The 24,402-nt window shown below is 63.8% G+C and carries 24 protein-coding genes; 13 read left to right on the forward strand and 11 right to left on the reverse strand.

Going from position 1 to position 24,402, the window contains the following annotated elements; genetic code table 11:
* Positions 1–26 precede the first annotated feature (26 nt).
* The 4 genes from J7I86_RS01340 (at position 27) to J7I86_RS01355 (ending at position 3,573) form a co-directional block, all read left to right on the forward strand.
* Positions 27–371, forward strand: a complete 345-nt coding sequence (locus J7I86_RS01340) for a J domain-containing protein (protein ID WP_309476644.1) — start codon at positions 27–29, stop codon at positions 369–371.
* A complete protein-coding gene (locus J7I86_RS01345) occupies positions 371–748 on the forward strand; it encodes a hypothetical protein (protein ID WP_214814994.1) in 378 nt (125 codons plus the stop codon). Before J7I86_RS01340 ends, J7I86_RS01345 begins: the two co-directional genes overlap by 1 nt.
* A gap of 91 nt (positions 749–839) precedes the next feature.
* Positions 840–1,877 (forward strand): VOC family protein, encoded by a 1,038-nt coding sequence (locus tag J7I86_RS01350; RefSeq protein ID WP_214814995.1) that lies wholly within the window; start codon positions 840–842, stop codon positions 1,875–1,877.
* A gap of 364 nt (positions 1,878–2,241) precedes the next feature.
* Positions 2,242–3,573, forward strand: a complete 1,332-nt coding sequence (locus tag J7I86_RS01355) for a DUF6350 family protein (protein ID WP_214814996.1) — start codon at positions 2,242–2,244, stop codon at positions 3,571–3,573.
* 39 nt (positions 3,574–3,612) lie between these two features.
* Here the strand turns inward: J7I86_RS01355 and J7I86_RS01360 are convergent, their stop codons facing one another.
* The gene (locus tag J7I86_RS01360; protein ID WP_214814997.1) at positions 3,613–4,062 is read right to left on the reverse strand and encodes a hypothetical protein; all 450 of its coding nucleotides are present in this window, start codon (positions 4,060–4,062) and stop codon (positions 3,613–3,615) included.
* A gap of 11 nt (positions 4,063–4,073) precedes the next feature.
* Between J7I86_RS01360 and purN the strand changes: the two genes are divergently transcribed.
* Positions 4,074–4,643 carry a phosphoribosylglycinamide formyltransferase gene (gene purN / locus J7I86_RS01365; RefSeq protein WP_214814998.1) on the forward strand — a complete coding sequence of 190 codons (570 nt, stop codon included), beginning with the start codon at positions 4,074–4,076 and terminating at the stop codon, positions 4,641–4,643.
* A 229-nt stretch (positions 4,644–4,872) separates the two neighbouring features.
* Positions 4,873–5,292, forward strand: coding sequence for an endonuclease domain-containing protein (locus tag J7I86_RS01370; RefSeq protein WP_214814999.1), 420 nt, complete (start codon positions 4,873–4,875; stop codon positions 5,290–5,292).
* 66 nt (positions 5,293–5,358) lie between these two features.
* Here the strand turns inward: J7I86_RS01370 and J7I86_RS01375 are convergent, their stop codons facing one another.
* From J7I86_RS01375 to J7I86_RS01385, 3 genes are read right to left on the reverse strand one after another with little or no spacing between them, the layout of a single operon-like run.
* On the reverse strand, positions 5,359–6,711 hold the full coding sequence (locus J7I86_RS01375; protein WP_214815000.1) for an MFS transporter: 1,353 nt from the start codon (positions 6,709–6,711) through the stop codon (positions 5,359–5,361).
* Positions 6,712–6,762: 51 nt separating this feature from the next.
* Positions 6,763–7,713: an N-acetylmuramic acid 6-phosphate etherase gene (gene murQ, locus J7I86_RS01380; protein ID WP_214815001.1), complete on the reverse strand. Its 951-nt coding sequence runs from the start codon at positions 7,711–7,713 to the stop codon at positions 6,763–6,765.
* A complete protein-coding gene (locus tag J7I86_RS01385) occupies positions 7,688–8,632 on the reverse strand; it encodes an N-acetylglucosamine kinase (RefSeq protein WP_214815002.1) in 945 nt (314 codons plus the stop codon). The genes murQ and J7I86_RS01385 overlap by 26 nt, the downstream gene beginning before the upstream one ends.
* A gap of 121 nt (positions 8,633–8,753) precedes the next feature.
* Between J7I86_RS01385 and purH the strand changes: the two genes are divergently transcribed.
* On the forward strand, positions 8,754–10,424 hold the full coding sequence (purH, locus tag J7I86_RS01390; protein ID WP_214815003.1) for a bifunctional phosphoribosylaminoimidazolecarboxamide formyltransferase/IMP cyclohydrolase: 1,671 nt from the start codon (positions 8,754–8,756) through the stop codon (positions 10,422–10,424).
* 97 nt (positions 10,425–10,521) lie between these two features.
* Here purH and J7I86_RS01395 read toward each other — a convergent pair whose 3' ends face one another.
* Positions 10,522–11,631 carry a hypothetical protein gene (locus J7I86_RS01395; RefSeq protein WP_214815004.1) on the reverse strand — a complete coding sequence of 370 codons (1,110 nt, stop codon included), beginning with the start codon at positions 11,629–11,631 and terminating at the stop codon, positions 10,522–10,524.
* A gap of 129 nt (positions 11,632–11,760) precedes the next feature.
* Between J7I86_RS01395 and J7I86_RS01400 the strand changes: the two genes are divergently transcribed.
* The 3 genes from J7I86_RS01400 to J7I86_RS01410 all read left to right on the forward strand — a co-directional run bounded on the left by J7I86_RS01400 (position 11,761) and on the right by J7I86_RS01410 (position 15,493).
* Positions 11,761–12,312 (forward strand): DUF2243 domain-containing protein, encoded by a 552-nt coding sequence (locus tag J7I86_RS01400; protein ID WP_214815005.1) that lies wholly within the window; start codon positions 11,761–11,763, stop codon positions 12,310–12,312.
* 4 nt (positions 12,313–12,316) lie between these two features.
* Complete coding sequence (locus J7I86_RS01405) at positions 12,317–13,183, forward strand: cytochrome c oxidase assembly protein (RefSeq protein ID WP_214815006.1); 867 nt, start codon at positions 12,317–12,319, stop codon at positions 13,181–13,183.
* An 87-nt stretch (positions 13,184–13,270) separates the two neighbouring features.
* Positions 13,271–15,493 carry an NADP-dependent isocitrate dehydrogenase gene (locus J7I86_RS01410; protein WP_214815007.1) on the forward strand — a complete coding sequence of 741 codons (2,223 nt, stop codon included), beginning with the start codon at positions 13,271–13,273 and terminating at the stop codon, positions 15,491–15,493.
* Between the two features lie 79 nt (positions 15,494–15,572).
* On the opposite strand, the gene J7I86_RS01415 is transcribed toward J7I86_RS01410, so the two are convergent.
* The 5 genes from J7I86_RS01415 to J7I86_RS01435 all read right to left on the reverse strand — a co-directional run bounded on the left by J7I86_RS01415 (position 15,573) and on the right by J7I86_RS01435 (position 20,585).
* Positions 15,573–16,682, reverse strand: a complete 1,110-nt coding sequence (locus J7I86_RS01415) for an FAD-dependent oxidoreductase (protein ID WP_214815008.1) — start codon at positions 16,680–16,682, stop codon at positions 15,573–15,575.
* A gap of 91 nt (positions 16,683–16,773) precedes the next feature.
* Positions 16,774–17,628 (reverse strand): phosphonate ABC transporter, permease protein PhnE, encoded by an 855-nt coding sequence (gene phnE / locus J7I86_RS01420; RefSeq protein WP_214815009.1) that lies wholly within the window; start codon positions 17,626–17,628, stop codon positions 16,774–16,776.
* Entirely contained in the window at positions 17,625–18,410 is a 786-nt protein-coding gene (locus tag J7I86_RS01425; protein WP_214815010.1) for a phosphonate ABC transporter ATP-binding protein, read from the reverse strand. The genes phnE and J7I86_RS01425 overlap by 4 nt, the downstream gene beginning before the upstream one ends.
* On the reverse strand, positions 18,410–19,324 hold the full coding sequence (locus J7I86_RS01430) for a phosphate/phosphite/phosphonate ABC transporter substrate-binding protein (protein ID WP_214815011.1): 915 nt from the start codon (positions 19,322–19,324) through the stop codon (positions 18,410–18,412). The genes J7I86_RS01425 and J7I86_RS01430 overlap by 1 nt, the downstream gene beginning before the upstream one ends.
* Before the next feature lie 43 nt (positions 19,325–19,367).
* Positions 19,368–20,585, reverse strand: a complete 1,218-nt coding sequence (locus J7I86_RS01435) for a TIGR03364 family FAD-dependent oxidoreductase (protein ID WP_214815012.1) — start codon at positions 20,583–20,585, stop codon at positions 19,368–19,370.
* 163 nt (positions 20,586–20,748) lie between these two features.
* On the opposite strand from J7I86_RS01435, the gene J7I86_RS01440 reads away from it, so the two are divergent.
* From J7I86_RS01440 to J7I86_RS01450, 3 genes are all read left to right on the forward strand, one after another.
* Positions 20,749–21,531 carry a GntR family transcriptional regulator gene (locus tag J7I86_RS01440; RefSeq protein WP_214815013.1) on the forward strand — a complete coding sequence of 261 codons (783 nt, stop codon included), beginning with the start codon at positions 20,749–20,751 and terminating at the stop codon, positions 21,529–21,531.
* Positions 21,528–22,199, forward strand: a complete 672-nt coding sequence (locus tag J7I86_RS01445) for a phosphonatase-like hydrolase (protein ID WP_214815014.1) — start codon at positions 21,528–21,530, stop codon at positions 22,197–22,199. The genes J7I86_RS01440 and J7I86_RS01445 overlap by 4 nt, the downstream gene beginning before the upstream one ends.
* Positions 22,200–22,294: 95 nt before the next feature.
* A complete protein-coding gene (locus J7I86_RS01450) occupies positions 22,295–22,735 on the forward strand; it encodes a DoxX family protein (protein WP_214815015.1) in 441 nt (146 codons plus the stop codon).
* A gap of 15 nt (positions 22,736–22,750) precedes the next feature.
* On the opposite strand, the gene J7I86_RS01455 is transcribed toward J7I86_RS01450, so the two are convergent.
* Complete coding sequence (locus J7I86_RS01455; protein WP_214815016.1) at positions 22,751–23,869, reverse strand: Gfo/Idh/MocA family protein; 1,119 nt, start codon at positions 23,867–23,869, stop codon at positions 22,751–22,753.
* Positions 23,870–24,402 lie beyond the last annotated feature (533 nt).

Below are 24,402 nucleotides of genomic sequence, written 5' to 3' on the forward strand. Positions count from 1 at the left end.
AACCCGACCACTACGCCACTCTTCACGTGTCGCCGGACGCGACGGCCCGTGAGATCACCCGCGCCTACCGCACGCTGCTTCGGACCCATCACCCGGACACACACCAAAGGGTCGACGACGGCGACACCACCTCCGCAGCCGACCTCCAGAAACTGCACGCCATCATGCAGGCGTACGTCGTTTTGTCGGACCCGAGGAAGCGGGCGGCTTACGATCGTGCGCGAAGGGCGCCAGCGGGGGCGGGCGGAACGCCGGTTAAAGTGCGCTTCCATAGGACCGGGTCCGCACCTCCACAACGCGAGCAGGCCCCGCTTTCGTTTGGACCCGCCCGATGGGAACCTTCGCCCCTAAGAAACCCAAGGAGTCATTGATGAGCGCTTGGCGCCCCTATGACGGCCACATCATTCCCGCGTTCTACGAGCGGTTCGAGAAACGCTGGGGGAGAGGGACAGCCCCGTTCCTGGACCCCGAAGTTCACGAACAACCCCTGCCCCGCGCCCAGTGGATCAACCCGGACACGGGGGCCGCGGTAGCCGTCGTGCCGATTTGGACCGATGACCCCGAGCACCGCTCTTTCGGCGTGTTCTACCTTCCACCCGCCGGCGATATTTGGATGCTCCGCCCAGGACCAACCACCTTCACCGAACCCGGCGTAGGAGCCAGCGGTGAGCAGGTGACCCTGCGCAACGATGCGTTCAAGAAGGCCGTCAACCACGCCAGGGAGTTCATCTACGGTCCGCAGCTTTGACGCTCCTCGGCGCAGGTGCAAAGCGGACTGATCCTGTCCTCAAGCAGTCGTAGGCTGAAACCCACGGAACCCACCTGTAGAGGACACGAACATGACCGCGGCAGACCCGAGCATCAGTACAGTCCCCACCGGCTACTCCAGCGTCAGCCCGTGGCTCATCACAAGGGACACCAACGCCCTCTTCGAATTCATCACAGCAGCGTTCGGCGCTGAGGAGATTGACCGCGTTGTGGGCGCAGACGGCACTATCGGGCACGCGGAAGCGCGGATCGGCGAGTCAGTAGTCCTCGCCTTCGACACCCGACCGCATTGGCCCGCCACGCCGTCGTACCTCCGCGTCTACACCCACGACGCCGATGCCGCCTTCCACGACGCCCTCGCCGCGGGTGCCACCACGGTTTCGGTCCTCGATAACAGCGCCTGGGGTGACCGCGGCGCCCGCATCCAGGACCCGCTGGGAAACGTCTGGTGGATCATGTCGCACATGGAAGACGTCTCCGACGACGAAGCCGCCATCCGCTGGCAAGCGCCCGAATACGCGGCTGGGATGGACTATGCCGTTGAATCCCTTCACCGGCACATGACAGGTCAGCCGGATGCGCCGGTCCCGGACGCGGTCAAGGCGATGGCACCGCTTGTCCGCACCGACGGAGTAAGTGCCGTCCCGGCAGGGTACCGATCAGTGGAACCGTGGATCATCTCGCGCAGCACTCCCGAGCTCTTCGACTTCATCACCGCTGCTTTCGGTGGTCAGGAAGCGTTCCGCGTCCCCATGGAGAATGGGTCGATCGGGCATGCGGAGGCAAAAATCGGCGATTCCAACATCCTCGCCTTCGACTCCCGCCCGGACTGGCCTCCCATGCCTGCCTTCCTCCGCGTGTACGTCGACGACGGCAATGCCACCTTCGCTGCCGCGCTCGCCGCGGGTGCTACGGCGGTCACTGACATGACGGAGATGTTCTGGGGTGAAAAAGTAGGCCGGGTCCGGGATCCGTTGGGTAATCTCTGGTGGATCCATTGCCGGGTTGCAGAGCCCAGCGCGGAAGAGGCGTACGCGCGGATGGGCGATCCGAAGTTCGTGGAGGCCATGGAATACGTGTCGGGCGTGGACTTCTTCGCGAGGGGGTAGCTCTCCACTTTATGTGGATTCAAAGTGCTGAGATCTGGCCCCTCGGCGAGGGGAGAAGCACAAAAAGAAGGCTGGTGCAGCCTATGGAACGAATCCCAAGGCGGCTGCACCAGCTGCTAGTACGACTTTCTGTTTATGAGTTGTGACACCTATTCATTGGCCGCTCCTAGTTCCCGGCTTCGATTGTTTCCGGGCTTTTCAAAGTTTGCGCAGGCGGGGAGGAGCTGAGGTGGTCATTGAGGGCTCCGTCCCCGGGAGAACACCTCCAATTTTACGGCGGCCCATAGGAAAAAGCGCTGGAATTCGCGGTATTTCAGGGGCGCCTGCCGGGGGAGTGCGGCGCATCGTGGCACGATAGATCACGATGAAACTGCGCGCTGATCAGACCGGAAACCGTGGCCTCCCCATGCCCCTTTGGCTACAGGGTGGTTTGGAAGCGGCTCAGGCAGCGTTCATTTCCGCCATTGTGGTGATCCTCCCGTTGGTGGGAGTGTGGGCCACCGACGGGTTCCAGGACCGGAACGTGGACTCCTTGGCCCGTTTGGCTGGCCAGGCTTGGCTGCTGATTCACGGGGTTCCGTTGGAGCTGGCGCACGCCAACCTCGGCACTGCAGCCCAACCCGGTTCGGGCTTGCTGTCCCTTATACCTCTTGGCCTGACGCTCATTCCCTTCCTGCTCGCGTGGCGGGCTGGCCGTCGGCTTGCCCGGGCGTCTTACACGGACCAGCTATGGCAGGCGTTCCTTGGCGCGTTCGTGGTGTACGCGGCGTTCGGAACGGCCACCGGATTCGTCTGCCGAACCCCGGAAGTTATCATCAACCTTTGGTTCGCCATGACCCTCCCGCTGATCTCGTTTGGCCTGGGCATGATTGTGGGCGCCCGGCGTGAGGCAGGCTCGTGGAGCCGGCTGATCGGCGTCGACGCCGTGGCCTGGATCGCGAAGACCAGCCAGCACTCTCGCTGGGCCGGCTCATACGTGGGCTCGGCATTGAAGGCCGGTTTCGTAGCGGCGATGGCTTCAGTTTGCCTGGCCGCACTGCTCCTGGCGGTGACCATCGTGTGGCATTGGACGGACATCATTGCGGTCTACGAGGGGCTGAAGGCTGGAGCCCTGGGCGGTGCCGTGCTCACCATCGCGCAGCTCGGGTACCTGCCCAACCTCGTCATTTTCGCTTTGTCCTGGTCCACCGGCGCCGGCTTTTCTCTCGGCGTTGGCTCAACAGCGGGGCCGCTGGGTACCGCCGTCGGACCGCTTCCGGCCTTCCCGGTCCTCGGCGCCCTTCCCGCGGGTCAGCTCGACGCCGGGGCCACGGCCCTGGCCCTGCCGGTCGTAGCCGGGATTCTGGCGGGGTGGTGGTTCCTGCGCGAAGGCGAGAACCACTTTGACGAGTGGCTCTCCATCAAGATCAAAGCCCGTTGGTTCACGGCTATTGTTTCCACCCTGTTCCTGGGCGCATTCATTGGCGCCGTTGCGGGGCTTCTAGGCGGGGCGTTGGCGTGGATTGCGCGCGGTTCAGCAGGCGTTGGACGGCTCACGGAAATCGGACCCCACCCGCTGTGGATGGCAGTCTGGCTGGCCGCCGAGGTAGGCATCGGCGTCGTGATTGGCTACGCAGCGGGGCCGTGGCTGGAACGCAGCCAAAAGCAGCGTGAAGCGAATCTGGACGAAGCCGCGTACGACGACGAACACGCCTGAGCGGGTTCGATCAGTTAGCGCTGGGGTGCCGCGGAATAGCTACCGCAACGGCCCCGGCATCGAGTTCTCGAGCTGCGTGAGGCACTGAGTCTTGGCAGATTCCGTGAGCGCCCCGCGTGAGCAGTCCTGATACGTGCTGACCTGGTTGAAGAACAGCGCGGAGGTCAGGATCAGCAGGCACATCACTGCCGTGACAACCAGGCCCGAAATGGTCCCGAACAGCATCAGTTTCGGGTGCTTGTGTTTCAGCGTCCGTACCAGCACTACGATGCCCAACACCAACGCTGCAAGCGTCAGGATGGCGCTCAACCACACGTAGTTCACATTCAGGGAGAACACGAAGAACGCACCCAAAGCCGCCAAGAGGAATGCGCGGAAGAGGTTCTGGCTCACGCCGAGGGTGGACTTTTCGGCCTCGGAGCGGGGTTGTTGGTTCGGCTTGGAACCGACGTCGGGATTCATGTTTTCCAGCCTACGCGAGCCGCCCATAAGCTAGTGCAATGCGCATTGTTGTCCTCGTCTCCGGTACCGGTTCAAATCTTCAGGCAGTCATCGACGCCGTGAAGTCGGGTGAACTGGATGTCGAGATCGCCGCTGTGGGTGCCGACCGGCCCGATACCTACGGTGTGGAGCGCTCTGATGAGGCCGGGATTGAGACGTTCGTGGTCAACTTCAACTCGTTCGACACCCGCGCCGAGTGGGACTCAGCCTTGCGGGACAAAGTCCTGTCCTACGAGCCGGACGTAGTGGTGTCTTCCGGTTTCATGAGGATCGTCAGCGCCGACTTCATTGATGCTTTCGGTGGCAAGTACGTCAACACACACCCCGCGCTGCTGCCGTCGTTCCCGGGCGCCCACGGGGTGCGCGACGCCATCGCTTACGGCGTGAAGGTCACCGGCTGCACAGTCCACTGGGCCGACGCCGGCGTGGACACGGGCCCCATCATCGCCCAGGAAGCCGTGACTGTTCTTCCCGAGGACTCCGAAGAATCCCTGCACGAGCGCATCAAGGTAGTGGAGCGCCGCCTGCTGGTCCAGACGCTGAGAGACCTCGCCGCCTCCACCAAGTAGCCCCGCACCCAACTGAGTCGCATTTAAGCGCGTTTCGAGCCCTCAAACCGCGCTGTGCTGCTACTTAGTTTCCGTAGAGCATCTTGCGCCTGCAGAACATGCCTTCGCGGACATGGTTCGCCCAATCAGGTTGGTCACGCCGTTCTCTGCAGCCTCGCAGGCCACTGCCTTTTTGCTGTGGGAGTTCCCAGGATTTCTACCTGGTAGCCACAGCCCCGACATCCACAGCATGGATGAGCTCGAAGAGATGCTCGACCGCCACTGGGGGACACTTGGGATCCGCAAAGCCCGCCTCGCTTTGGAACAGGCATGCGTGGGTGCCGACTCCGCCCCCGAAACGAGGCTCAGGCTGGCACTCAAGTGGGCTGGGCTGCCTACAGCGGAAGTCAATGTGCCCACTGAGTTGAGTGCCGGCGTCGTACGTCAACCAGACCTGGCCTATCGAGAGCAGCGCGTCGCGGTTGAATATGAAGGCGAGGGGCACTCAGATCCGGAGCAGATCGTGCGGGACATTGCCCGCGAAGAAGACTTCAGCCGCGCAGGATGGATATTGGTGCGTATCTCAAAGCGTCACATGAGCACCGGCGCGAGGTCCGCCGTCGCCAAAGTCCGGAGGGCGCTCGAGCAACGTGGCTGGTCACCCAAGTAGGTCGCAGCAGAGCGCGTTTTGAGCCGTCAAAACGCGCACTGCTGCGACTCAGTTGGGTAGCTGGGCCTACTCGAGGACGCGCTGCTTCGTTTCCGGGGCGAAGAACGCCATCCACAGCACGGACAGCAGGACCAGCCCGCCAGCCATAGCGAACGACTGCGCCAACCCGAACTCCGGCCAGAAGAACGAGGCAAACACCAAGGGGCCGAAACCTGCGCCGATGCGGGAGAACGTCGAGGCCCAGCCGAAGCCGGAACCGCGGAGCTCAGTGGGGTACAGCTCTGACACATAGGCATAAAGCACCGGGATGGCCACTTGGACGATGAACCCGAACACCAGCAGCCAGAACACGGCAGCTGAGGGCACGTCCACCACGAACGCCACGATCACCAAGGTCAGCGCGGACAAGGGGCCGGTGATGGCGAGGATCCACTTGCGGCCCATACGCTCCACCAGCAGCGCTGCCACCACCACGCCCAGGAGTCCGACGGCGGCCATGCTCGCCGTGGTGACGAACGCCTTGTACTCCTCGAACCCGGCGCCGATGAGAATGCGGGGCATCCACGTCAGCGACAAGTAGTAGACCAGAAGGATGCTGAAGAACAGGGCCCAAGCCGCGGTGGTGATCTTCCAGTTGAACTGCCAGATCCCCCGCAACTGGGCCCACGCGCTGCCGGGGGAGAGGCGCGGCGCGGCCTGGGGTTCGGGCAAGCTGTACGCCCGTGGGGAAGCGCCGGTTGCCTCGACCAAACCATCGATCACGGCCGCCGCCTCCTGCCGGCGGCCCGCACGGATCAGGAACAGCGGCGACTCCGGAACCGAACGCCGAACCCAGAAGACCAACAACGCGGGCAGCACCATGATCAGCATGGTGAGCCGCCAATCGCCGAAGGCCGCCACCAGTCCGGCGGAAATGAAGCCACACAGTGCCGCGCCAACAGGCCACCAACCATCCATGGCCGTGAGCACCTTGCCGCGTTGCTTCCGGGGCGTGAACTCACCCACCAGCGCGTAATCCACGGGGATGCAGCCGCCCAAGCCGAAGCCGGCCATGAAGCGGAAGAGGCAGAACCACACGATGTCCGGAGCTAACGCGCCGAAAACCGTGAAGATGCTGAAAATCAGGAGGGTGGCCGTGAACGCCTTCTTGCGGCCGATAGTGTCAGCAATGGTTCCCCACGCAAACGCACCCACAGCCATGCCGATCAGGTTGGCCGTGCCGATCCATGCGGCATCAGCCGGTTGCAGCGACCAGTGCTTGGACAGCAGCGGGATGAGGATGCCGTTGAGCGTGACATCCCAGGCGTCGAACATGAACCCGAGCCCGCCGATGACGAAAATCCGTCCTTGGACCTTCCACCGCCACGGCAGTTCCTGCACTACTTGTTCGCCGCTGGGCACGGCTGTGTATGTATTCATTTGCCCTCCTGCAAGCAACTTTATGCGCTGCGGAAGGCACCGCCGTTCGCGTTACTTCCGGTTCTGGATGGCTCTCCGCAGGAAACCGCCGGCTTCTTCCAAAGCTCCCTTGGCTTGACCTGCCTCGATGCCTGTCAGGAGCACCAAAATGGCTGCCTTCACCGAACCGCCAACGGAGTCCAAAGCATTGGCGGCTTCCTGAGCGGATACCCCGGTGGCGTGTTGAACCGTCCGTTGTGAGCGGGCCAGCAGCTTCTCGTTGGTGGCACGCAGGTCCACCATGAGGTTCCCGTAGGTCTTGCCGAGCTTCACCATCACCAGCGTGCTGATCATGTTGAGGACAAGTTTCTGGGCGGTGCCGGAGTTCAGTCGGGTGGAGCCCGCGATGAACTCCGGACCCACCACAACCTCAATGGCGGCATCCGCGAGATGGCTCACGGCCGAGCCCTTGTTGCACGCCAGCGATGCCATAAAAGCCCCCCGCTTCCGCGCTTCTTCCAGCGCGCCGATCACGTACGGCGTCCTGCCCGAGGCTGTAATACCTACGACGGCGTCGGCTTCGGTCACGTTGACATCGTGCAGGTCCCGCGCGCCGGCGGTTGCGTTGTCCTCGGCGTACTCCACCGGTTGCTGGATTGCTTTGGTGCCACCCGCGATCAGTCCGACGACGAGTCCCGGCGGGGTGCCGAACGTCGGCGGACACTCGCTCGCGTCGAGCACACCGAGCCGCCCTGCCGTTCCGGCTCCCACATACAAAAGGCGGCCGCCGCGCTGGAGTCGCTCCGCAACGGCGTCGACCGTTTGAACAATCGCCGGGCTCGCCGCCTCAACCGCAGCGTGTACTCCTGCACTGTGGGCAAGCATGGCTGAGACGAGTTCTTCGGTGCCAAGGACGTCCAGGTTTTCCAAACCCTCGGCTGTGGCCTCAGTCTGCAATCCGGCGAGTTCCGTGCGCAGGCCCGCAAGATTGTCGGCGTTAGTCGGGCCAGTTTGTTCCGTCACGGTGGATGTACCTTTCCTGGATGAGCCCGCAGCGCGTCGCAGCGAGGGCAGCACCGTCCAAGCCATCGCCCAGCGGCGCCACCACCTCAATCCCAGCCGAAGCGAGGGACTTCCGCAAGAGCGCGGCAAAGAACTCCGATCCCACCACTCCGCCAAGGAGCGCCACGCGCGACGAACCGGCCTCGCCAATGGACGCGAGCCGCACGGTGTGGGTCAGGATGCGGCACGCCTCGCCGATGATGTCATGTGCGACGGCGTCACCCGCCTCCGCTGCGTGCAGAACCAGCGGTGCGAATCGGGCCATTGCCCGGTAAGGGTTCTCGTGGGCCGCGAGCCAGCCCGGGAGCATCTCCGGCGACTCCACCAAAGCGCCGGCTGCGGCCGACAACGACGTGGCCGGGCCGCCGTCGTGCGCTTCGAGAACTGCCTGCAGACCTTGCTGACCGATCCATCGTCCGCTGCCGCGATCGCCAAGGTAGGGACCCCAACCGTCGGCCCGGTGCAGGACTCCGGCTTCGTCGAAGCGGAAGGCCACGGCGCCGGTCCCCACGATGAGCGTGGTGCCGGGGGCGCCTTGAAGTGCGCCAAGCTGGGCCGCCGTAGCGTCAGAGAGGACGGCCGCGGGGACACTGAATCTTTGGGACAACATGGTGGCGAGTTCCTGCGACTTTTCGGCGGATGCCTCAACACCGGCAACGGCCGCGCCAACGCTGGTGATCGCGCCGACGGGAAGCCCGGGCGGCAGCAGGCTGACCGTCTCGAGGAGGAGCTCGAACGCGAGGGTGGGTCCGTTGTCCACGTGCACCCCGGGGAAGCCGTGCTGATCGGCTGCGCCCAGCAACTCCGTACCGCCGCGCAGCTCCACGCGGCAACGGCTCTTCCCAACATCGGCAACAAGAACAACCTCGGTGGCTTCCATGGATCAACCCTATGTTGCACGACGCAAAACCGGGGCGGCAACGAAACACGATAAACTCTCCGTATCCCCACCACCCGCGAAACCACCCGCGACATCTACGCGAACTAAGACGGAGACTTTTGTGAGCTTGACGCAGCTTGACCGTGTTCCCATCCGCCGTGCACTGATCTCGGTTTACGACAAAACGGGACTGGAGGAGCTCGCGAAGGGCCTGCACGCAGCCGGCGTCGCCATTGTTTCCACCGGCTCCACCGCCAAGAAGATCGCCGCCGCAGGCATCCCGGTGAAGGAAGTCGAAGAAGTCACCGGCTCCCCGGAAATGCTGGACGGCCGCGTCAAGACCCTGCACCCGCGCGTGCACGGCGGCATCCTGGCTGACCGTCGCGTCCCGTCGCACATGGATACCCTCGCGGGCATGGAGATCGAAACCTTCGACCTCGTTGTGGTGAACCTCTACCCGTTCGTCGAGACTGTGAAGTCCGGCGCAGCGCAGGACGATGTGGTGGAGCAGATCGACATCGGAGGCCCCGCGATGGTGCGTTCGGCCGCGAAGAACCACGCCGCCGTCGCCATTGTCACGGACCCGAACTTCTATGGCGCAGTTGTCGACGCCGCGGCACATGGCGGTTTCGACCTCGACACCCGTCGTCGCCTGGCCGCCAAGGCCTTCGCTCACACGGCAAGCTACGACAACGCTGTGGCTTCCTGGACTGCCAGCCAGTTCCTGGACGAAGACGGCGACGGCATCATCGATTGGCCCGCCTACGCCGGCCTGTCGTTGGAACGCTCCGAGGTCCTGCGCTACGGCGAGAACCCGCACCAGCAGGCCGCGCTCTACGTGGATAAGGCTGCTCCGGCGGGCATCGCCCAGGCCGACCAGCTTCACGGCAAGGCCATGAGCTACAACAACTTCGTCGACGCCGATGCCGCCCTTCGCGCGGCCTTTGACTTCGCCGGGCCGGCAGTTGCGATCATCAAGCACGCCAACCCGTGTGGCGTCGCAGTCGGTTCCGCCGACGCAGCCGACCCGATCGCTGACGCTCACGCCAAGGCCCACGCCTGCGACCCCGTCTCCGCATTCGGTGGCGTGATTGCTGCGAACCGCACCGTCACTGCAGGCATGGCCCGCACGGTTGCCGACATCTTCACCGAGGTTGTGATCGCCCCGGACTTCGAGCCTGAAGCCGTGGAGATTCTCTCCAAGAAGAAGAACATCCGCCTCCTCGCACTGCCCGAGGGCTACGGCCGCTACCCCTCCGAGATGCGCCAGGTTTCCGGCGGCGTCCTGGTCCAGATGAGCGACAAGGTGGACGCCGACGGCGACAACCCCGCCAACTGGACCCTCGCAGCCGGCGAAGCCGCCGACGAAGCAACGCTCGCTGACCTCGCTTTCGCCTGGACCGCTTGCCGCGCGGCCAAGTCCAACGCCATCCTGATCGCCAACCACGGTGCAGCCGTGGGCATCGGCATGGGCCAGGTCAACCGCCTGGACTCCTGCCGCCTGGCTGTGGAGCGCGCCAACACGCTGGGCGTGAAGGTGGAGTCCGACGTCGAAGGTGCTGGCGGCGCGTCCAACACCAGCGGTGGCGACGCACCTGAGCGTGCCCGGGGTGCCGTTGCATCCTCGGACGCGTTCTTCCCGTTCGCTGATGGCTTGCAGATCCTGATCGACGCCGGTGTCCGCGCCGTCGTCCAGCCGGGCGGTTCCGTCCGTGACGAGGAAGTCATCGCCGCAGCCGACGCTGCCGGCATCACCATGTACTTCACTGGCGCACGCCACTTCTTCCACTAAGAGCAGTACAACGCAACGGCGACCGCCCCCGGAAGGGGACGGTCGCCGTCGTACTTAACACGTACTTAACAGGGACGTGCCTACAAAAGAGAGCCCGCTACGAAGCCGCTGCAGCAGTGTTGTACGTGGACTGGATCACGGAGCCCCAGTACGGGCCGTACATGGACGTGGAGTTGCTGCCGTATCCGTAGCTGTTCACGGAGTTCTGGTAGCCGGTGGAGCTGGTGCCGATGAACCACGGACCGCCCGAGGACCCACCGGTCATGTTGCAGGGAATTCCCTGGCTGTTGAACTGTGGGTTGTAGGGATCGTTGGTGGCTTTGCCGGAGCAGCTCTTGAGCGATTCGCCGTTGAAGGGCGAGCCTGCCGGATAGCCGAAGGACTTGTAGCTCAGGCCGCGGGCGGCGTTGAACTGGACGCCGGAGGAACCGACGACGTCGGCGAGCTTCTGGCCGTTGAGGGTGTTCATGACGGCGAAGGCGGTGTCGTACTGCATGTTGCCGTTGGAGGCCCACTGGGTGGGGGAGTACAGCGCCTTTGCCGTCCACTTCCCGTAGGGTGCTGCGCCGTTGAGGTAGGCAGGCACGAAGACGAAGTTGGTTGCGTAGGCGCCGGGGCCTTCGTTGACGCAGTGGCCGGCGGTGGAGACGGTGCTCTTGTTGGCAGCCGTCACTGAGTTGCCGGAGCAGACGTAGTTGGAGCCGCCCAGGGTGAAGAAGATCTTGCCGATGTGCTTGACCGGCGTTTCGCTCTGGTTCACCTTGCGGTCGATGGTCTTGGAATCGGGTGCTGGCTGCTGGCCGGCGATGCTGCTGATGGCGCCCGGGGCTTCATTTACCGGGGCTTTGCCGAGGTTGAGGAGCTTGCCGCGTTCGAGTGCTTTCGCGGCAAGGACTTCGCCGGACTGCGCATTCTTCATGCGTTCCGGGGTCCAGTAGTCTGCAGCGCCGGCGTCCGACGCTACATGGCTGCTGACCGAAGCGCCGCTGGAGTCTGTGGTGTTGACCGGTGCCGCGTTGGCGCTGGTGGTTCCAACCAGCGCCAGGATTGCGGCAGCGGACAGACTCAGCAGGCTTGTGGCCAGGGTCTTGGTTTTTGTCACGTTGTTCCTACCTATCGAGGGAGTGAGGCGGTCAGTGATGGCGACCGCCGACTGACGAAATTGAAGGTATCGAACGTATGACAAGTTTGTAAAGAGATGTTTCATAGTTTGTGATAATTTGCTGTCACTTCCTTGTTGAGTGGCGGGGTCCCTTTGGCATGCGGTTGCGCAGGCTCTGGATGACGTGAGGTACTAAGGGTACTGTTTATCTGGTTGTGGAGGATGGGAGCAGACATGGCTCAATCATCATCAGTCAAAAAGGCCGGCCGGACGCTGGGGGATATCGGCCTTCCCGGAATCATCCTCGGGATCGGCCTGGGTGGGTTCGTGGACGGGATCCTGCTCCACCAGATTCTCCAATGGCACCACATGTTGTCCAGTTCGGAGACCGCAAATATCGACGTCGGCTCGTACCCCGTGACCACGGTGCACGGTCTGCAGATGAACACCTTATGGGACGGACTCTTCCACACCGTGACGTGGCTGGCGGTGCTGATCGGGCTCGGGATGCTCTATTCGCGGCTCAATGACAAGCGCTCGCGGAACAGGGTGTGGGCCTCGCGCGCACTGTGGGGGTGGATGCTGTTCGGCTGGGGCTTCTTCAACGTGGTCGAGGGCCTCATCGACCACCAGATCCTGGGCATTCATCACGTCATCAGCGGCGGGTTTCAAGTTCTTGCCGACATCCTGTTCCTGGCGTTCGGGGCGCTGTTGATGGTGGGCGGTTGGCTGCTTCAGCGGAGCGCTGAGTCCCCTAAGCAGCAATCCGCTGAAAAGCAGCCCTGACCGCATGCACCAGCACCCTACCGGGACCGGCGCCCCAGGAATCCTGATCACCCTCATCGTGATTGCAGCCCTGTACGTGCTCCTAGTTGTGCGGCAAAGCAAGCAGCCCAAAAGCTGGCCGCGGTGGCGAACAGGACTCTTTCTGGCGGGGCTGGCCGTCCTGGGATTCGGCCTCACGCCGCAACTTTCGCCCTATCCGACCGGGAGCCTGCCCGCCCACATGTTCCAGCATCTGCTGATGGGTATGTATGCACCGATCGGACTGGTCCTCGGGGCGCCCGTGACGTTGCTGTTCCGGACAATTCCACGGAAACAAGGCCGCATGCTGGGGCGGATCCTCCGCTCAAGACCCCTGCACGTCCTCGCCCACCCTGTCACGGCGTTGATCCTGAACGTGGGCGGCCTCGCAGTCCTGTACTTCACGCCGCTGTATGACGCAGCTACCCGGAACCCTGCCTTGCACGCACTCATCCATCTCCACTTTGTGGCGGCCGGCATCCTCTTCGCCTGGGCCATAGCCGGCCCGGATCCAGCACCGCGAAGGCCTTCGGTCCCGGCGCGCCTGGTGGTGTTGGGGGTGGCAATAGCCGGCCATGCGGTCATCTCGCAGCTGCTCTACGCCGGCCTCTTTGTCCAGGTGGACGGATCCGCCGCGGAGCGCACGCAGGCGGGCGAACTCATGTACTACGCCGGCGACATCGCCGAATTATTGTTAGCGTTCGCCCTCGTTTCGTCATGGCGGCCTGCGCGGCAAGCCAACAGGGGCAGTGTCCACAGAAGCAAAAGCAACAAGCACACGACGGCGGGAGTTAGCAGCGGCGGTCAGGCCGCCGTCGGACGTTATTCACCGGAGAGGGTAACGAACACGTGATCCCGGACACGAAGAGCCGCCAAAACGGTCTACTCGGGTAAGTTAGGAGATGTTGAAATCTGCAGACTTTCAGGGAGAACCCCGCCAATGGCCAAGATTATCTATACCCACACAGACGAAGCGCCGATGCTGGCTACTTACTCATTCCTGCCGATTGTTGAAGCGTATGCCTCCACCGCAGGAGTAGAGGTGGAGACCCGCGATATTTCGCTGGCCGGCCGCATCATCGCCGTCTTCGGTGATTTCCTGACAGAAGAACAGCGCACGGGCAATGCCCTTGCTGAACTTGGTGAACTGGCAAAGCAGCCGGAAGCCAACATCATCAAGCTGCCCAACATCAGCGCCTCCGTGCCGCAGCTCAAGGCTGCCATCGCCGAGCTCCAGGCCCAGGGCTACGCCCTCCCGGACTACCCGGACAACCCCTCCTCGGACACCGAGACGGACATCCGCTCGCGTTATGACAAGATCAAGGGCTCCGCTGTGAACCCGGTGCTGCGTGAAGGTAACTCGGACCGCCGCGCACCGCTGTCGGTGAAGAACTACGCTCGCCAGAACCCGCACTCCATGGGTGCCTGGTCCGCTGAGTCCAAAACCAATGTTGCCACCATGGGCGAGAACGACTTCCGCTCCAATGAGAAGTCCGTTGTGCTCAAAGCTGATGATTCCCTGACCATCCAGCTGGTCCGCGAGGACGGCAGCACCAAGGTCCTCAAGAAGGACTTCCCGGTCCTTGCCGGCGAAGTTGTGGACGCTACCGTGCTCCGCGCCGACGCCCTGGACGAGTTCCTCAAGGCACAGGTTGCCCGCGCCAAGGAAGAGGGCGTCCTCTTCTCCGCACACCTGAAGGCCACCATGATGAAGGTCTCTGACCCCATCATCTTCGGCCACGTGGTCAAGGCTTACTTCTCCGAGCTGTTCGAGACCTACGGCAAGCAGCTCGCAGCCGCAGGCATCAGCCCGAACAACGGCCTCGCAGCAATCCTCAGCGGCCTGGAAGACCTGCCGGAGGACGTCCGCGAAGGCGTCAAGGCCGCCATCACCAAGGGCCTCGAAGACGGTCCTGCGCTGGCCATGGTCGATTCGGACAAGGGCATCACCAGCCTGCACGTCCCGTCGGACATCATTGTTGACGCCTCCATGCCTGCCATGATCCGCTCCTCCGGCCACATGTGGGGCCCGGACGGCAAGGAAGCAGACACCCTGGCCGTTATCCCGGACAGTTCCTACGCCGGCATCTACCAGGTTGTCCTGGACGACTGCCGCGCCAACGGTGCGTTCGATCCCACCACCATGGGCACCGTTCCCAACGTGGGCCTCATGGCACAGGCAGCCGAAGAATACGGCAGCCACGACAAAACCTTCGAAATCCAGGCAGCCGGCACCGTCCAGCTCGTGGACAGCAAGGGCAACGTCCTCACTGAGCACCAGGTCTTCCCGGGCGACATCTGGCGCGCCTGCCAGACCAAGGATGTCCCGGTCCGCGACTGGGTCAAGCTGGCCGTCACCCGTGCCCGCGCCTCCCAGACCCCGGCTGTGTTCTGGCTGGACGAGACCCGCGCGCACGACGCCAACCTAATCACCAAGGTCAACGAGTACCTCAAGGACCACGACACCGAGGGCCTGGAGATCAAGATCCTCTCCCCGGTTGAGGCCACGGCCTTCACGTTGGAGCGCATCCGCAAGGGCGAAGACACCATCTCGGTGACCGGTAACGTCCTCCGTGACTACCTCACGGACCTGTTCCCGATCCTCGAGCTCGGTACCAGCGCCAAGATGCTCTCCATCGTTCCGCTGATCAACGGTGGCGGCCTGTTCGAGACCGGTGCCGGTGGTTCCGCTCCCAAGCACGTCCAGCAGCTGGTCAAGGAAAACCACCTCCGCTGGGACAGCCTGGGCGAGTTCCTTGCCCTGGCCGTCAGCTTCGAACACCTTGCCACCACCACGGGCAACGCCCGCGCACAGGTCCTGGCTGACACGCTGGACCGCGCCACGGGTACGTTCCTGCTGGAAAACAAGTCCCCGCGCCGCAGCGTTGGCGAGCTGGACAACCGCGGAAGCCACTTCTACCTGGCCACCTACTGGGCCCAGGAACTGGCCAAGCAGACCGAAGATGCAGAGTTGGCCCAGGACTTCGCGGCAATCGCTGACGCCCTGACCTCCAACGAAGAGGCAATCGTCGGCGAGCTGGCCGCCGTCCAGGGTCCCGCCGTCGAACTGGGTGGCTACTACCGTCCGGACGCCGCGAAGGCCGCTGAAATCATGCGCCCGTCGGCTACGTTCAACAAGGTTCTTGCGACCCTCAAGAAGTAGTCCCGGCGTTTCCCAACTGACTCGCAGTTGTGGTTTGTTTGAAACTTCATGACAACCACAACTGCGAGTCAGTTGCCGTTTAACGCTCGGCGCGGAACCGCTGCGGTGCCACGCCGCCGTCGACGATGTCCTTCAGTACCCGGCCGATAGCGGGCGTGAACTTGAAACCGTGACCCGAGAAGCCGGCGCCCACCACCAGCGGACCGAAGTGGTCCAGCACAAAGTCCTCATTGGGTGTGGTGGTGTAGGTGCAGCTGATGGGAACCGCGGTGGAGGGGTCGACGCCGGGAAGCCACTCTTCTGCGTACCGCACCAACGCTTCCATCTGGTGGGGGATGGGCTCGAACGTTCGCTCGTCCGGGTCCATGACCGGGCCGACGCCGTGCCAGCCGGCCTTCACGCCCTCGCCGGGAGTGAGCATGCCGTAGACGGGGCTGTACCAGTACTCGTAGGCTTCGTTGTTCGGATCGGGGTCCGGGTTGTGGTTGAAACTCGGCCACACCAGCGTGTTGTCCGTGGGAGTGAAGTGGGCCGGCTGCTCTTGGGTTACTACCAAGGCGGGCAGATCGGTGAGCTTGCCGATGAGCTTGGGCGTCCAAGCGCCGGCCGTGACCACGACGCGGCTGGCCGTGTACTCCGTGTCCTCAGTGACAACTACCGCTGATTCGCCGCCGGTGACGCGGATGTCCTTGACCGGCGTCGAGTACTTGAAAATGGCGCCATGGGCTTCAGCCGATTTCCGCAGCGCCACCAGGGCGTCAGCCGAGCGGATCCGGCCGGAGCCCGGCACGAAGAGGACGTCGGTGGCGAAGTTCATGCCCAGCCATCGGTTGGCAGCTTCATCGGGGGAGATGAAGTAACTCTCGATGCCTCGTGCCTCGTGGGCCTCCCGCACTTGTTGCAAATGGGGGACGTTTCCATGGTTGACGAGCCCAACCATATCCAGGAGCGGCGCGCCGTGCTCGGCCGCTAGCTCGTCCCACAGCATCTTGGACTCGGCCAGGAGGTCCAGGTAGTCGGCCTCGGCGTAGGCGGTGTTGAAGTTGCGGGTGGCGCCGTGCGAAGCGCCGATGTGGTGTCCGGCCTCAAACTGCTCCAACAGAACCACCGAGCGACCCGCCCGGGCCAGTTGCCAGGCGGCAGCCGATCCCATGGCTCCTCCGCCAACAACTACAACGTCAACCTGCATGCCTGCTCCATCCACCGTGGCCCTCTTGAAAATCTCGACCCCTGAAGAGGGCCACCTCCCATTCTGCCCCCAGTTGGGTCCGGCGGGGGCGTTACGCAGCCAGGCGACGGCGGATCCACGCGGAGAACTGGTCCACCACAATGATCAGCACCAGCACGATCAGGATGTGAGTGAGCATGGAGTCGAACTGGAACGACTTGATGGACTGGTTGATCAGCAGCCCGATTCCGCCGGCGCCCACCAGGCCAAGGACCAGCGAGGACCGCACATTGACGTCGAAGCGGTAGAGCAGCAGGCCCACGAACTGCGGGACCACCATGGGCAGCGTTGCGTTGGCTACTTGCTGGATCCGATTGGCACCCGCAGTCCGGAGCGCTTCCTGCGGGCCGGCGTCGATCTCCTCCATGGACTCCGCCCACAGCTTTCCCATGACACCGGTGTTGTGGCAGATCAGCGCGAGCACGCCCGCGAACGGACCAAGCCCCACAGCGGTGACGAAGATCAGTGCAAACACGATGTCCGGCACGGCACGGAAGAAGGACAGGATGGCGCGCGCGGCCTGATAGACGAGCCTGTGCGGGCTGGTGTTGTTGGCAGCCAGCGCTGCGAGCAACAGGGCGGACGGAACGGACAACGTAGTTCCCAGAAGCCCGATCCACAGGGTTACCAGTGTGGCTTCCAGCCCCGGACGGAGGGTCTTTTCCCAGCTGAGGTCCGGCGGGAACGCATCGCCAATGAACGCTGCCATGCCCTTCCAGCCATCCACCAGCAGTCCCGGTTTGAAGTCCGTCCCCTCGATGGCCACGGCGTGAAGCCCGACGACGGCGGCCGCCACTGCCGCCGTCGTGATCCACCGCAGGGGCTTCTTGGGGCGGACCAGTGCCACACGGCTTTCGCTGGTGGAGTCCCGGCGCGCGACGGCAGGGGTCAAGGTGTGAGGTGTCATGCTGCCTGGGTCCTGTCTGAAACGTCCCTGTCTGAAACGTCCCGGTCCGGGGCGTACAAGGTGTCGAGGTGATCCGCGGTGATCTCTGTGGAGGGAAGGTCGAAGGTCATGGAGCCGTGGAGGAGGCCGATGGACCTGTCCGCGTACCGCAGGGCGAGATCGGGCTGGTGCAGAACTGCGGCCACAGCCAGCCCTTCGGAGTGAGCGAGTTCCCGCAGCAGCGCCATGACCTGCTCCGCGGCGTGCGGATCCAAGGCGGACACGGGCTCGTCGGCGAGTACGACGTCGGCCCGCTGGCACAGTGCCCGGGCTACGGCCACGCGCTGCTGCTGGCCGCCGGAAAGACGGCCCACGCGGTCGAAGGCACGGTCTGCCAGTCCAACGCGGTCCAGGCAGTCGAGCGCTTCCTGTTGGACGTCGGCCGGTAACAGCAGGGAACTCAGTGAGCGGACGGTGGGGATTCGCGAAAGGGCACCGGCACACACGTTGTCCAACGCAGTGCGTCGGGGGACCAAGTGTATTTTCTGGAAGATCATGGCCATGCGCTGGCGGGCCTGCTGCAGCTCACGCCCTTGGAGGGTTTCCAGCGCAGTTCCGTCGATGCTGATGCTGCCGGAATCCGGGTTGGTGATACCCATGACGCAGCGCAGGGTGGTGGACTTGCCCGAGCCGTTGGCGCCGAGGAACGCCACCAGCTCGCCCGCAGCAACGGAGAAATCCACGCCTTTCAGAACGGTCCGGCCGTTGAATGACTTTCGCAAGCCGTGGACGGAGAGCGGCATTACAGGTCCTTTTCGGTGAGGCCCATGGTCTCGGCGAGTTCAAAGAGTGGTGTGTAGTTGTCCTTGGTGACCGCCAGTAGCGGGCCCGGAGGGGTGACGTCCAGGAACTCGCCAACCTTGGCCACGTCAGTGGGATCCAGGCTGAGGAAGGCGTCCTTCACGGCAGCCTTGAACGCGGGATCGGCGTCGCCGCGAACGGTGATGGGGTCGTTGGGGATGGGATCGGACGTCCACACCTGCCGGAAGTTATCAGGAGTGAAGGTGCCTGCGGCACTGGCCGTGGCGAGCGTTTGCGAGTTGATCTCGGCAGCGTCCACTTTGCCGTTGGTCAGGGCGAGCAGGGCTTCGGGGTGGCCACCGGTGTAGTCCATCTTGATGTCGGCGTCCGCGATTCCAGCTTCACGGAGGCCGAAGCGCGGCAGGACATCGCCCGAGGTGGAGCCGACGCTGCCCAGGGCGAGGGACTTACCCTTTAGATCCCCAATTTCCTGGATGGGGCTGTCCTTGGGAACCCAGATCCCTGCCGTGTAGCTGCTGAGTTCCTTCTCTGCCGTGCCAAAGGAAACCAGCGGCTCAGCACCTGCTTTGGTGTCAGCGAATACATAGCCCAACGGACCGAACTGACCCAGGTCCAGCTTGCCGTTGCGCATGGCCAGCACCTCGGCGGCGTAGTCCTCCACCACCTGGACGCTCACCGGGCATTCGAGCTTCTTGGACAGGGCCGCAGCCAGGACGTCGTAGGCCGGCTTCAACTTGGCGGGATCCTCGTAGGGCTCGATGCCGAACTTGATCTCGCCGTTGGGGCAGGTGGCGGTAGTGGCTTCGGGGGAGGACTGCGCAGAGCCGCCACAGGCAGTAAGCGCCAGAACGGTGGCGAGGGCAAGCGCGGAACCGGTGAGGAGCGAGGTTTTCATGGGAATCCTTATTGCAAGGGGACTGGGGAGGGAAACGGGATAGTCAGTGCAGGCGCGATACGTTGCGGTGAGCCAGGCCGAAGGACAGCGTCATGCCGACGCCGGAGGTCACGGACACCACAGTGACGCCGGGTTGGACGTCGCGGACCAGGATGGGTGCCACCTCCGAGGAAGCGTAGATGCCTTGCCACCGCTGGATGATCTCCAGCGGCTGGCCGATCCGGCCTGTGATTTCAGTGTTGAGGGTGGCTGTCACGGTTTCGTCCAGGAACGGATTGGCCGTGAGTTGGTAGTGGTGCGAGTCGCCCAAAATGATGGTGCCGTCGGGGCGTTGGGTGAACATGACGTTGGCGCCGATCTCCAACAGTTCGGGCTGGTTCTGCAATACTTCGGAGCGGAGTGCGGCAGCGGCAGGCATATCCGTGAAAGCGGGGTACCGCAGCATAGAGGTTGCGGTCAGGACTGCAGGAGCGAATTCAACACCCGACGGTTTGGCCGCCAGGGACATCTGTAAGGCGCACCGTTGAATCCGGTGTTCCTCAGCGAGATCCGGGAAGAGGTAGTCGACGTCATGGCCGACGCACACGAAGACCTGCTTCGCAGTAACTTCGCCGCGTGACGTCAGGACGGTCACACCGTCCAGGGATCGGCTAAAGCCCAGTGCAGATGTGTTCCAGCGAAGCTCGACGCCGGGTTGTTGGCTGAGCCACTCGGCCAACTTTGCCACCGTGGTGCGGGGATCAACGCGGAGGTCGTCCCGGAGGAGGGCTCCGCCAATGAGGCCGGGCCATTCGCCGCCTTGGTGAGGGCCGTCGTCGTGCGTTTCTTCTGAGGCGGACACCGCGGGACGCAAGCGGGCACGAGTGCCCGCGGGGGACAGCAACTCAACCTGGCCGGGCTCACGGACTGCGGAGAGCTCGCGAAGGACATCCATCTCAGCCTCGGTGCGGGCAAGGACAACAGCACCGGCTTCGCTGGCCCAAAATCCCGCACGCTCTGCGAACTCGAGCCAGTACTTACGTGAGGTCTGCGCAAGTTCGTACAGTTCGCCGGATTGGGCCGTGATGCAGCAGTGGCCAAAGTTGCGCACAGAAGCGCCTGCCGCGTGGTGGTCGCGCTCAATGATGGTGACGGTCAGGCCGTTGGCAACAGCGTGGGCGGCGTGGGCCAGGCCCACGATTCCAGCGCCGACAATCACGACGTCGGTGGGCTGGCTTGGGTTGCTGCTGGTGGCTTGGGGAGAGGTGCTCGGGTTGTTCACACCACTGACATTGTCGGCTCAGCAGTGGAGAATCAAGCTCAAGCGGCACTTGTATATACAAGTTAATCAGAATTTAACGTTTGTTCACTCAAGTTCACCATGAGTTCATCTCAAAGCTCTCAAAAGCAACGATGTCGGCCCGCCCAACTTGTATTATCAACTTGTGAGCACACAGCAGAATGCGCCCCTCCACGTCCGTCTTAGCGAGGAATTCATGCGCCGGATCACCGACGGTGACTGGCCCCCGGGTTTCCAGCTGCCCAGCGAGGCGGAGCTGTGCCGTGAGTTCGGAACATCCCGCGGGCCCATCCGCCAAGCGCTCGCGTTTCTGCGGTCCGAAGGTGCTGTGACTGGCGGAAGAGGCCGGCCACCCATGGTTCGTTCGTCCGTGCCGTCACAGTCGTTCTCCACGTTCAACTCGTTCACCGAATGGGCCAGCGGCATCGGCAAGAATCCCGGTCAGCGGACCCTGGAGGTGGCGCGCCGCGAAGCCAGTCCGGAAGCGGCGGAAGCTCTTGGCTTGATGCCCGGAACCACCGTGGTGGAAGTCCTGCGCGTCCGCTACCTGGATGAAGCTCCGGCCATGATTGAGCGCACCACGTTCATCCTGGACGTGGGCCGGAAACTGTTCGACTTTGATACCGATTCTGGGTCCATCTTCGCGTTCCTTAAGGACCAAGGCGTGGACCTGCACAGCGCACGCCACACCATTGACGCCGTGGCGGCCAGCGACGAGGATGCCGAACTTTTGGAACAACCCGAAGGCATTCCGCTCCTACGCGAACGCCGCATCACCCGATCCGGCGACGGACAGCCCCTCGAATACTCCGAGGACCGCTACCTGCCGGCACTGACCAACTTCACTATCGATAACACCGTGGAACGCCGCGCCGCCCTGGTCCGCATCCACACCGATCTTCAGTCCACACGAGGAGCCACCCCATGATCAAGCTTGTTGCCTGCGATATGGCCGGAACCACCATCGACGAACACGGCGATGTCTATGTTGCCCTGGCCCGCTGTGTTGAAGAAACGGGGGTGACCACCACGCCCGAGGCTGTGCAGGAATGGATGGGCGCGGACAAAGTTGAGGCCATCACCGCGCTCATCGAGGCCGGAGGAGGAACGGCTACTCCGGACGTAGTGGCGGCTGCATTCCGGCGCTTCAAGGAATTGCTCGTGGAGTTCTACGACGCCAACCCGCCGGTCGCGCTTCCGGGCGTGGAAGATGCGTTCCGCGAACTCCGCCGCCAAGGGATCAAAGTGGCCCTGACTACCGGCTTCTCACGCGACGTCGTCGAGCCTCTCCTTGAGCGGCTGGGTTGGAGCGTGGGCGACGATAACCTGCTCGACGCCGTCGTGTGTTCGGACGAAGTAGCCGCGGGCCGACCGGCGCCGCACATGATCCACCGGGCCATGGAACTGACCGGCGTGCAGGATGTTTGCGCCGTGATCGCTGCCGGCGATACCTTGAACGACCTCGCCGCCGCCAACAACGCGGGAGTCACCGCCGTCGGCGTCCTGACGGGCAAGCTGGACCGCGAAGCGTTGGCCGCGCACGCCCACCATCACATCCTGGACGGCGTGAAGGACATCCCGGCGCTGCTTTCCTGACAACCCGCTCTCGTAGCAACCCGCCGGTCTGGCGGTGGGCCGGTTGGCGGTGGGTCGGTTGGCGGTGGGCATGAAGGCATGGAAGATTGGAACCCGTGAAATTCCTTCACCCGTCACCCAAGTCCTCCGCCCGCGGCGTCACCATCCTGAGGGTGGTGTTTGGTGCGCTCCTCATGGTCCACGGGTTCCAAAAGTTCACGGCCGGGCATGCTGCGTTCGCCGCTTCTGTTGCCGCCATGGGTGTGCAGAAGGCGGAGATCGTGGCATGGCTGGTGATCGCCGGCGAACTGGGCCTTGGCCTGCTCCTGGTGCTCGGCGCCCTGACCCGGGTGGCCGGATTCCTGGCAGCGATCATGTTCGCAGGGATTTGGTTCGTGACGGAAGCAGGCAAGCCCCTGCTCACCGATAAATCCGGCGTCACCGCCGAACTCTTGATCATCTATGTAGCTATCTCCGTCGCGTTCGTGTTCCTTGGTCCCGGTGCTCTGTCCCTGGACCGCAAGCTGGCGCGGCAGCCAGCCCGCCAAGGGCGTTAATACAGTTGAGTTAACTTACGACGGCGGCACACGCCGCCGGGGCTGACTCACCGCGGGATCGACTCGGCGGGCGTCGTTGGGGTACCGAATGCCCAGCTGTGAGCGCACCCCGTCAAAGAGGCGCATGACATTGACCGAGTCCTCCAGCGGCATGACAGGGCTCTCGGTGAGGCCCTGCTGGATGCAGCGGGTGACTTCGCGGAGTTCGTACGTGTAGCCGGTCCCAACCACGTCAAAGTGCTCGCGCCTCGGCTCGTCCCAACCAATCCGAATCATTAGCTCGCGGGGGTTGTTCACGGACCCCACGGTCTGCAGGAACCCGAGCCCGCCGGCCACTGTGGCGGTCCGGGGACCATGTGCCATCAGCGACGACGTCAGTTGCGCCTGTGCACCGGTGTCATAGCCGAGGGTCAGGGCGTTCTGGCTGTCCACGCCGTCCTCATTGAGCGTGCCGATCGCAGTGACGGACTGCGGGAAGCCCAGAGTCCCCAGCGCCCAGAGCAGCGGGTAGACAGTGATGTCCAGGAGTGCTCCGCCGCCGTCATTGAGAGCCCAGATTCGTGCGGAGGGATCGTAGGGTGCAGGGAATCCGAGGTCAGCACTGACCCACTGGATCTGTCCAAGCTCCCCGGAAGCCGCGATGGAAAAGGCTCGCTGCATGCTCGGCAGGAAACGGCTCCACACGGCTTCCATAAAGAACACGTGGTGCTTCCGGGCGAGCTTCACTAGCTCTGTGGCTTCGCGGGCGTTGATGGTGAGGGCTTTCTCGCACAGTACGTGCTTCCCCGCCCGCAAAGCTGCTGCGGCAATCTGGAAGTGTTGGGCATGCGGCGTCGCCACGTAAACCACGTCCACGGCGGGATCCTCGAACAGGCGCTGGTAGCCGGGTACGTCGCCGTCGTCCCCGTAGCCCTTGGCAAAGCCAAGCGTATGGGCAAACGCATCAGCGGCAACCTGGGTGCGGGAGCTCACGGCATACAGCTCAGCATCTTCAAGCAGTGCCAGGTCCTGGGAAACACTGTTGGCGATGTTGCCTGTGGACACCACACCCCACTTGAGGCGCCGGCCGGTTGCTGCCCGGGGATCCTGGTTGGTCTGGGTGGAAAGCCATGGCACGGCGATAGGGAGCGTCATGCCGTTCATCCTCTCATTTCGGGCAGGCGAGTTTGGCAGCGACCGGGCCTTGATGCGCACCCTTTTACGCCGTTCGCTGCCGTAACCTCTGGTGCGTCCGGCGGGTAGGGGTGCGCCCGCGGGGAATGTGGGGTGCGTCCGGCGGGCAGGGGTGCGCCGCGCACGAGCAGGGCAGGGCCGGGGCTCGTTGTGTGCGGGGTTTGAGTGTGTTTAGTGCGCACCCTTTTACGCCGTTCGCTGCCGTAACCTCTGGTGCGTCCGGCGGGTTCGGGTGCGCCCGCGGGGGATGTGGGGTGCGTCTGGCGGGTACGGGTGCGCCCGCAGGGAATGTGGGGTGCGTCGGGCGGGAATGGGTGCGCCGGGCACAGGCAGGGTAAGGCCGGGGCTGGTCGAGTGCGGGGTTTGGGTGTGTTTGGTGCGCACCCTTTTACGCCGCTCGCTGCCGTAACCTCTGGTGCGTCCGGCGGGTTCGGGTGCGCCCGCGGCGAACGTGGGGTGCGTCTGGTGGGAATGGGTGCGTCGGGCACAGGCAG

It is taken from the genome of Arthrobacter sp. ISL-95, from assembly GCF_018613695.1.
Classification (GTDB): domain Bacteria; phylum Actinomycetota; class Actinomycetes; order Actinomycetales; family Micrococcaceae; genus Arthrobacter.